4 protein-coding genes are annotated in these 9,731 nt (G+C 68.4%); 3 read left to right on the top strand and 1 reads right to left on the bottom strand.

Annotation, left to right across the window (positions count from 1 at the left end; genetic code table 11):
* Window positions 1-221: 221 nt before the first annotated feature.
* A complete protein-coding gene (locus M2421_RS17100) occupies window positions 222-1,553 on the bottom strand; it encodes a M20 family metallopeptidase (protein WP_259208971.1) in 1,332 nt (443 codons plus the stop codon).
* A gap of 226 nt (window positions 1,554-1,779) precedes the next feature.
* Here M2421_RS17100 and M2421_RS17095 point away from each other — a divergent pair, with 226 nt between their 5' ends.
* The 3 genes from M2421_RS17095 to M2421_RS17085 all read left to right on the top strand — a co-directional run bounded on the left by M2421_RS17095 (window position 1,780) and on the right by M2421_RS17085 (window position 9,509).
* Entirely contained in the window at window positions 1,780-3,030 is a 1,251-nt protein-coding gene (locus M2421_RS17095; RefSeq protein WP_259208970.1) for an efflux RND transporter periplasmic adaptor subunit, read from the top strand.
* Between the two features lie 88 nt (window positions 3,031-3,118).
* A complete protein-coding gene (locus tag M2421_RS17090; RefSeq protein ID WP_259208969.1) occupies window positions 3,119-6,349 on the top strand; it encodes an efflux RND transporter permease subunit in 3,231 nt (1,076 codons plus the stop codon).
* Window positions 6,350-6,383: 34 nt separating this feature from the next.
* Entirely contained in the window at window positions 6,384-9,509 is a 3,126-nt protein-coding gene (locus tag M2421_RS17085; protein WP_259208968.1) for an efflux RND transporter permease subunit, read from the top strand.
* Window positions 9,510-9,731 lie beyond the last annotated feature (222 nt).

Below are 9,731 nucleotides of genomic sequence, written 5' to 3'. Positions count from 1 at the left end.
CGACCCACTGAAGGGGGTGGGTGCGGGGGGGGGTGGGGGGGCGGTTTTGGGGAATCTTGGGGCCCAAAAACCCCCCCCCGGGGGGGGGGGGGGGGGGGCCCCCCCCCCCCCCCCCCGGCCCCGCCCCACGCATGACAAACCCGCGCCGACACTCGCCCTTCCCATCGCCGATCTGGATCCAGATCTAGATCCAGATCTTGATCTACATCCAGAACCCACCCTCACCCCGCCGCAGGCGCAGCACCCCCCGCCCCATTGAGATAATCCAGACTCACCTGCAGTAACGCCCGCAGCCCCACGTCCAGCGCCTTCTCATCCAGCAGGAACTTCGGCGAATGGTTCGCCGGTGCCGTGGCAGGATCGATCCCCACGCTAGTGGACCCCACGAAGAAGAACAGCCCCGGCACCTCCTTCGCGTACAACGAAAAATCCTCCGCCCCCATCTGCAGCGGCGGCTCGTACACATTCTCCGCCCCCACCACCGCCTGCAGGCTCGGCAGCATCCGCGCCGTCAGCGCCGGATCGTTCACCGTCGCCGGATTGCCCTCGGACTCGTAGATCTCCGTCACCGCCTTCGCCCCATGCGCCGCCGCCGTATGCTCGGCCACGTTGCGCAGGTCCGCGAAAATCTGTTGCCGCATCCCCTCGTCGAACGTCCGGATCGTCCCCACCATCTCCACCTCGTCCGGAATGATGTTGTAGCGGATACCGCCCTTGATCGCCCCGAACGTCAGCACCGCCGGCTGCTTGGACAGATTCGCCCGGCGGCTCACGATCGTCTGCGCCGTCCCCACCAGATCGGCCGTCGCCACGATCGGGTCCACCCCGTTCCACGGCGCCGACCCATGCGTCTGCCGCCCGATCACCTTGATCCCGAACCGGTCCGACGCCGCCATCAGCGGCCCCCCGCGCACCGCGATCTGCCCCGCCGGCACGCTCGAGAACACATGCAGCCCGAACACCGCCTCCGGCTTGAAATCCGCAAACAGCCCCTCCTTCAGCATCAACGCCGCCCCGCCCTCTTCCGGCGGCGGCGCCCCCTCCTCGGAGGGCTGGAAAATCAGCATCACCTCGCCCGGCAGACTCGCCTGCATCTTCACCAGCGCATCGGCCACCCCCAGCAACGTCGCCGTATGCGCGTCATGCCCGCAGGCATGCATCACCCCCACCGGCTCGCCGCGGTAGGTACTCGTCGCCTTCGACGCGAACGGCAGCCCGGTCTGCTCGGTCACCGGCAGCGCGTCCATGTCCGCGCGCAACGCGATCCGTGGCCCCGGCCTGCCGCCCTTGATGATCGCCACCACGCCGTGGTGGGCGATCCCCGTCTTTGGCTTCAGCCCCAACGCCCGCAACTGCTCGGCCACCTTCGCCGAGGTCCGCTCCTCGCGGTTGGACAGCTCCGGGTGCTGGTGGAAGTCGCGCCGCCAGTCGATCACCTTGGCCTTCAGGCGGGTCGCCGCCGCGGTCACTTCCGGGCGTTCGGCAGGGGCGGCCGCGGCGAGCGCGGGGCTCGCAAGCAGCAGGGCGGACAACAGCAACGACAGACGGGGCATCGACGATCTCCACGGGTGCTCAAGGCGGACCAAGCTGAATGTAGGCCATCAGCGCACTTGCTGCTGTAACTTTCTGCCCCTGCAGCCGTTCTCCGATGGAACCTGCCCCGTCACATCCGGTCTGATCGCCCGTCCCATCCGTCATGCATGAAAGCCCGCGCACCACGGGTATGCTTTGCACCAGCCAATCGGGCCCTGCCCTCCGCCAGCCTCAGGAGTTAGTTGAATGTCGCGTTTCTGGAAGATCGTGCTGCTGGTGGTTGCAGTGCTGGTGATTGGCTTCATCGGCCTCCACCTGCTCAATGGCGGCAAGCACAAGGGTGAGGCCAGCGGCACGGCCGCCGGCGCCGGCAAGGACGGCGACCAGCGCGACACCGGGCCGGTCCCGGTCACCGTGGTCGACGCCATCCGCCAGGACGTGCCGGTCTATGCCAGCGCGCTGGGCACCGTCGCCGCCATGAACACCGTCACCGTCAGCCCGCAGGTCGGCGGCCAGCTGATCAGCATCAATTTCAAGGAAGGCCAGGAAGTGAAGCAGGGCGACCTGCTCGCGCAGATCGACCCGCGCACCCTCCAGGCCAGCTACGACGAAGCCGCCGCGGCCAAGCGCCAGAACCAGGCCCAGCTCGCCACCGCCCGCTCCAACTACCAGCGCTCCAACTCCCCGGAGTATCGCCAGTACGTGGCCAAGACCGACCTGGACACCCAGCGTAACCAGGTCGCCCAGTTCGAAAGCGCCGTGGCCGCCAACGAAGCCAGCATGCGCGCCGCCCAGGTGCAGCTGCAGTACACCCGCGTCACCGCCCCGATCTCCGGCATCGCCGGCATCCGCGCGGTGGACGCCGGCAACATCGTCAGCGCCGGCACCGCCCTGGTCACCCTGACCCAGATCCACCCCATCCACGTGGTCTTCAACCTGCCCGAGCGCCAGCTGCCGGACGTGCGCACCGCCCAGCAGGCCGGCCCGGTCACCATCGCCGCGCTCGACCGCAACGACTCGCACGTGCTCACCGACGGCGGCACCCTGGACGTGGTCGACAACCAGATCAGCAGCGACAGCGGCACCTTCCGCGCCCGCGCCCTGTTCAACAACACCGACAACACCCTGTGGCCGGGCCAGTTCGTCAACGTGCGCATGCAGCTGCGCACCATCGGCGGTGGCGTGGTGATCCCGACCCAGGCGGTGATGCGCGGGCCGGACGGTGAGTACGTCTACATCGTCAAGCCGGACAGCACCGTGGCCATGCAGACGGTCAAGAGCGGCGTGGAAGTGGGCGACAGCAACGTGCAGATCACCGAGGGGCTCAAGGGCGGCGAGCGCGTGGTCAGCGAAGGCCAGTTCCGGCTCAAGCCCGGCGCCAAGGTGACCGCGCTCAAGCCCGGCGAAACCCCGGCCGCGCCCACCGAAGCCGAACTCAAGGCTGCCGCGCAGCAGCAGGGCGGTGGCGGTGGTCGCCGTGGCGGCGGTCCGCGCTGAGCGCACCTGCCTGACGTTCCCGACGCCGGCCGCCTGGCCGGCGCCTGCCCGCTCCAACGCCGCATGACGTAACCGCAAGGATCCGCCCGTGGGCTTTTCGACGATCTTCATCCGCCGCCCGATCGCCACCTCGCTGTTGATGGCGGGCCTGCTGCTGCTCGGCATCCTCGGCTACCGCCAGCTGCCGGTGTCGGCGCTGCCGGAGATCGACGCGCCCAGCCTGGTGGTGACCACCCAGTACCCCGGCGCCAACGCGGTCACCATGGCCTCGCTGGTGACCACCCCGCTGGAACGCCAGTTCGGGCAGATCTCCGGGCTGGAGATCATGACCTCCGATTCCTCGGCCGGCCTGTCCACGATCATCCTGCAGTTCTCGATGGACCGGGACATCGACATCGCCGCCCAGGACGTCCAGGCCGCGATCCGCCAGGCCACGCTGCCCTCCTCGCTGCCCTACCAGCCGGTCTACAACCGGGTGAACCCGGCCGACGCGGCGATCGTCACCCTCAAGCTCACCTCCGACACGCGCCCGCTGCGCGATGTGAACAACTACGCCGACTCCATCCTGGCCCAGCGCCTGTCCCAGGTGCAGGGCGTGGGACTGGTCTCCATCGCCGGCAACGTGCGCCCGGCCGTGCGCATCCAGGTCAACCCGGCGCAGCTGTCCAACATGGGCCTCACCCTGGAAGAACTGCGCAGCGCGCTGACCCAGGCCAACGTCAACGCGCCCAAGGGCTCGCTCAACGGCAAGACCCAGTCCTACTCGATCGGCACCAACGACCAGCTGACCAGCGCCGCCGACTACCGCGACACCATCATCAGCTACAAGAACAGCCGCCCGGTGCGCCTGTCCGACGTGGCCACCGTGGTGGACGGGGTGGAGAACGACCAGCTCGCCGCCTGGGCCGATGGCAAGCCGGCGGTGCTGCTGGAAGTGCGCCGCCAGCCCGGTGCCAACATCGTGCAGACCGTCGAGCGCATCCGCGCCCTGCTGCCGCAGCTGCAGAACGTGCTGCCGGCCGACGTGCACCTGGACATCTTCTCCGACCGTACCGAGACCATCCGCGCCTCGGTGCATGAAGTGCAGTTCACCCTGATCCTCACCATCGGCCTGGTGGTCGCGGTGATCTTCGTGTTCCTGCGCCGGCTGTGGGCGACCATCATTCCTTCGGTGGCCGTGCCGCTGTCGCTGGCCGGCACCTTCGGGGTGATGGCCTTCGCCGGCATGTCGCTGGACAATCTGTCGCTGATGGCCCTGGTGGTGGCCACCGGCTTCGTGGTCGACGATGCGATCGTGATGATCGAGAACATCGTGCGCTACATCGAGCAGGGCAAGAGCGGCCCGGAAGCGGCCGAGATCGGCGCGCAGCAGATCGGCTTCACCGTGCTCTCGCTGACCATCTCGCTGGTGGCGGTGTTCCTGCCGCTGCTGCTGATGCCCGGCGTCACCGGCCGGCTGTTCCATGAGTTCGCCTGGGTGCTGAGCATCGCGGTGGTGCTGTCGATGCTGATCTCGCTGACGCTCACCCCGATGATGTGCGCCTACCTGCTCAAGCCCGACGCCCTGCCCGAGGGCGAAGACGCGCACGAGCGCGCCGCCGCGGCCGGCAAGGAGAACCTGTGGACGCGCACCGTGGGCGCCTACGAGCGCAGCCTGGACTGGGTGCTCGACCACCAGCGCATGACCCTGGCGGTGGCCGCCGGCGCGCTGGTCCTCACCGTGGTGCTGTACATCGTGATCCCCAAGGGCCTGCTGCCCGAGCAGGACACCGGGTTGATCACCGGCGTGGTCCAGGCCGACCAGAACATCGCCTTCCCGCAGATGGAGCAGCGCACCAAGGCGGTGGCCGAAGCGCTGCGCAAGGACCCGGCGGTGACCGGCGTATCGGCCTTCATCGGGGCCGGCAGCATGAACCCCACGCTCAACCAGGGCCAGCTCTCGATCGTGCTGAAGGAGCGCGGCGACCGCGACGGGCTGGAGGACATCCTGCCGCGCCTGCAACAGGCCGTGGCCGGCATCCCCGGCGTGGCGCTGTACCTCAAGCCGGTGCAGGACGTCACCCTGGACACCCGCGTGGCCGCCACCGAGTACCAGTACTCACTGTCGGACGTGGACAGCGCGCAGGTCGCGCTGCAGGCCACGCGCCTGACCGAGGCGCTGCGCCAGCGCCCGGAGCTGGCCGACGTGGACAACAACCTGTCCAACCAGGGGCGCGCGCTGGAGCTGAACATCGACCGCGACAAGGCCAGCGTGCTGGGCGTGCCGATGCAGACCATCGACGACACCCTCTACGACGCCTTCGGCCAGCGCCAGATCTCCACCATCTTCACCGAGCTCAACCAGTACCGCGTGGTGCTGGAAGTGGCGCCCGAGTTCCGCACCAGTACCGCGCTGATGAACCAGCTCGCGGTGGCCTCCAACGGTGCCGGCGCGCTGACCGGCAGCAACGCGACCAACTTCGGCCAGGTCACCTCGTCCAACTCCTCCACCGCCACCGGCATCGGCGCGCAGAACACCGGCATCCCGGTCGGCGCCGGCAACATCATCCCGCTGGCCGCGCTGGCCGAGGGCAAGATCACCAGCACCCCGCTGGTGGTCAGCCACCAGCAGCAGCTGCCGGCGGTGACCGTGTCGTTCAACATCGCCCCGGGCTACTCGCTGTCCGATGCGGTCAAGGCGATCGAAGAGACCAAGGCCGCGCTGGACATGCCCTCGCAGGTGCATGCGCAGTTCATCGGCAAGGCCGCCGAGTTCACCGGCAGCCAGACCGACGTGGTGTGGCTGCTGCTGGCCTCGCTGGTGCTGATCTACATCGTGCTGGGCGTGCTGTATGAGAGCTACATCCACCCCTTCACCATCATTTCCACCCTGCCCCCGGCCGGCGTGGGCGCGCTGCTTGCGCTGATGGTGTGCGGGCTGCCGCTGTCGGTGGATGGCATCGTCGGCATCGTGCTGTTGATCGGCATCGTCAAGAAGAACGGCATCATGATGGTCGACTTCGCCATCGAGGCACGCCGCACCGGCGCCAACGCGCATGAGGCGATCCGCCGCGCCTGCCTGCTGCGCTTCCGCCCGATCATGATGACCACCGCCGCGGCCATGCTCGGCGCGCTGCCGCTGGCACTGGGCACCGGCATCGGCTCGGAGCTGCGCCGCCCGCTGGGCATCGCCATCGTCGGCGGCCTGCTGCTGTCCCAGCTGGTCACCCTGTACACCACGCCGGTGATCTACCTGTACATGGAGCGCTTCTCCGAGTGGATGCGCGAGCGCCGCGAACAGCGCGCGCTGCGCCACGCCAGCGCCCAGGACCGCGCATGAGCGCAGCGTCCTTCCATGCCATGGGGGCGCCGGCATGAACATCTCCGGCCCCTTCATCCGCCGCCCGATCGGCACCGCGCTGCTGGCCATCGGCCTGTTCGTGGTCGGCCTGTTCTGCTACCTGAAACTGGGCGTATCGGCATTGCCGAACATCCAGATCCCGGTGATCTTCGTGCACGCCAGCCAGTCCGGCGCGGACGCCACCACGATGGCGTCCACGGTCACCGCGCCGCTGGAACGCCACCTCGGCCAGTTGCCCGGCGTGGACCAGATGCGCTCGTCCAGCTCGGAAGGCAGCTCGCTGGTCTTCATGATCTTCCAGAGCGGGGTGGACATCGATTCGGCTGCGCTCGACGTGCAGACCGCGATCAATTCCTCGCAGGCCGACCTGCCCTCCGGGCTCGGCTCGCCGATGTTCCAGAAGGCCAACCCGAACGACGACCCGGTGATCGCCATCGCGCTCACCTCGCAGACCCAGTCGGCCGACGAGCTCTACAACGTCGCCGACTCGCTGCTGGCCCAGCGCATCCGCCAGATCAGCGGGGTGTCCTCGGTCGATATCGCCGGTGCGTCCACCCCGGCGGTGCGCGTGGACGTGAACCTGCGCCTGCTCAACGCGCTCAACCTCACCCCCGACGACCTGCGCAACGCGGTGCGCGCGGCCAACGTGACCTCGCCCACCGGCTTCCTCACCGACGGCAACACCACGACCGCGATCATCGCCAACGACTCGGTGGCGCGCGCGGCCGACTTCGCCAACCTGGTCATCAAGACCCAGGCCGATGGCCGGGTGATCCGGCTCAAGGACGTGGCCAACGTCTACGACGGCCAGCAGGATGCCTACCAGGCCGCGTGGTTCGACCACAAGCCGGCGGTGGTGATGTACGTCTTCACCCGCGCCGGCGCCAACATCGTGGAGACCGTGGACCGGGTCAAGGCGCAGATCCCGATGCTGCGCGACTACCTGCAGCCGGGCACGGTGATGACCCCGTACTTCGACCGCACCCCGACCATCCGCTCGTCGCTGCACGAAGTACAGATCACCCTGCTGATCAGCCTGGCGATGGTGATCCTGACCATGGCGCTGTTCCTGCGCCGGCTGGCCCCGACCCTGATCGCCGCGGTCACCGTGCCGCTGTCGCTGGCCGGCGCTGCGCTGGTGATGTACGTGTTCGGGTTCACCTTGAACAACCTCAGCCTGCTGGCACTGGTGATCGCGATCGGCTTCGTGGTCGACGATGCGATCGTGGTGATCGAGAACGTCATGCGCCACCTCGACGAGGGCATGCCACGCATGCAGGCCGCGCTGACCGGGGCGCGCGAGATCGGCTTCACCATCGTCTCGATCACCGCCTCGCTGGTGGCGGTGTTCATTCCGCTGCTGTTCGCCAGCGGCATGGTCGGGGCGTTCTTCCGCGAATTCACCATCACCCTGGTGGCGGCGATCGTGGTCTCGATGATCGTCTCGCTCACCCTTACCCCGGCGCTGTGCAGCCGCTTCCTGAGCGCACATACCGAACCGGACAAGCCGTCGCGGATCGGTCGCTTCCTGGATGGCATGCATGACCGCATGCTGCGCATGTACACGGTGTGCCTGGACTTCTCGCTGCGCCACGCGCTGCTGCTCTCGCTCACCCCGATCCTGCTGATCGTGGCCACGGTCATGCTCGGCGGTGCGGTCAAGAAGGGCTCCTTCCCGGCCCAGGACACCGGCCTGATCTGGGGCCGCGCCAACTCCAGCGCCACCGTGTCCTTCGAAGACATGGTCAACCGCCAGCGCCGCATCACCGACATGCTGATGGCCGATCCGGCGGTGAAGACCGTCGGCGTGCGCCTGGGCAGCGGCCGCCAGGGCTCCAGCGCGCAGTTCAACATCCAGCTGAAGACGCGCAAGGAAGGCCGCAAGGAAACCACCGCACTGGCGCTGGCGCGGCTCAGCGCCAAGGCCGACCGTTACCCCGACCTGCAACTGCGCCTGCGCGCGATCCAGGACCTGCCCAGCGACGGTGGCGGCGGCAACAGCCAGGGCGCGCAGTACCGCGTGTCGCTGCAGGGCAACGACCTGGCCCAGCTGCAGGAATGGCTGCCCAAGGTGCAGGCCGCGTTGAAGAAGAACCCGATGCTGCGCGATGTCGGCACCGACGTGGACACCGCCGGCCTGCGCCAGAACGTGGTGATCGACCGGGCCCAGGCCGCGCGCCTGGGTGTGTCGGTGGGTGCCATCGACGGCGCGCTGTACGGCGCGTTCGGCCAGCGCCAGATCTCCACCATCTACTCGGACATCAACCAGTACAGCGTGGTGGTCAACGCGCTGCCCGAACAGACCGCCACCCCGCGCGCGCTGGATGAGATCCACGTGCGCGCCGGCAATGGGGACATGATCCCGCTCACGGCCGTGGCCCACCAGGTGCCGGGATTGGCGCCGCCGCAGATCACCCATGAGAACCAGTACACCACGATGGACCTCAGCTACAACCTGGCCCCGGGCGTGAGCACCGGCGAGGGTGAGGCGATCATCAAGGCCACCGTCGACGGGCTGCGCCTGCCCGGCGACATCCGCATCAGCGATGGCGGCGGCTTCAACGTGCAGCTCAACCCGAACTCGATGCTGATCCTGGTGCTGGCCGCGATCATCACCGTGTACCTGGTGCTGGGCATGCTGTACGAAAGCCTGGTGCACCCGGTCACCATCCTGTCCACGCTGCCGGCGGCGGGCGTGGGCGCGTTGCTGGCGCTGTTCGTGACCAATACCGAGCTGTCGGTGATTTCGATGATCGCGCTGGTGCTGCTCATCGGTATCGTCAAGAAGAACGCGATCATGATGATCGACTTCGCCGTGGTGGCCCAGCGCGAGCACGGCAAGAGCCCGCGCGATGCGGTGCGCGAGGCCAGCATCGTGCGCTTCCGCCCGATCATGATGACCACCATGGTGGCGATCCTGGCGGCGGTGCCGCTGGCGATCGGCCTGGGCGAGGGCTCCGAGCTGCGTCGCCCGCTGGGCATCGCGATGATCGGCGGGCTGCTGTTCTCGCAGAGCCTGACCCTGCTCAGCACCCCGGCGCTGTACGTGATCTTCTCCTGCCTGCGCGAGCGCTGGGTCAGCCGCCGCGCACGCCGCCGCGAGCGTCGGGCATTGAAGCGGAGCGCGGTCGCCCGGTAGGTACCGGGCGTGGCCCGGTACCTGCGCAGATGCCCGGCCGCGCCACGGCGTGGCGAGGTGACGACCAGCGGTCGTCATCCACGGGGCGGGTTTGACGCCGCGTAGCAAAACGACAACAATTCGCATCCAGCCACGGTCCTGCACCGCCCTCTGCGATGCACCCGCTGCCGGTTCCCGGCCAGCCTGCGCGATCCAGCCATCGACCTCTCCCCCGCCTTCTGC

The sequence above is a fragment of the Stenotrophomonas sp. BIGb0135 genome (assembly GCF_024810105.1).
GTDB classification, from domain to species: Bacteria; Pseudomonadota; Gammaproteobacteria; order Xanthomonadales; family Xanthomonadaceae; genus Stenotrophomonas; species Stenotrophomonas maltophilia_AB.
This window is presented reverse-complemented; position numbering and strand designations above follow the sequence as displayed.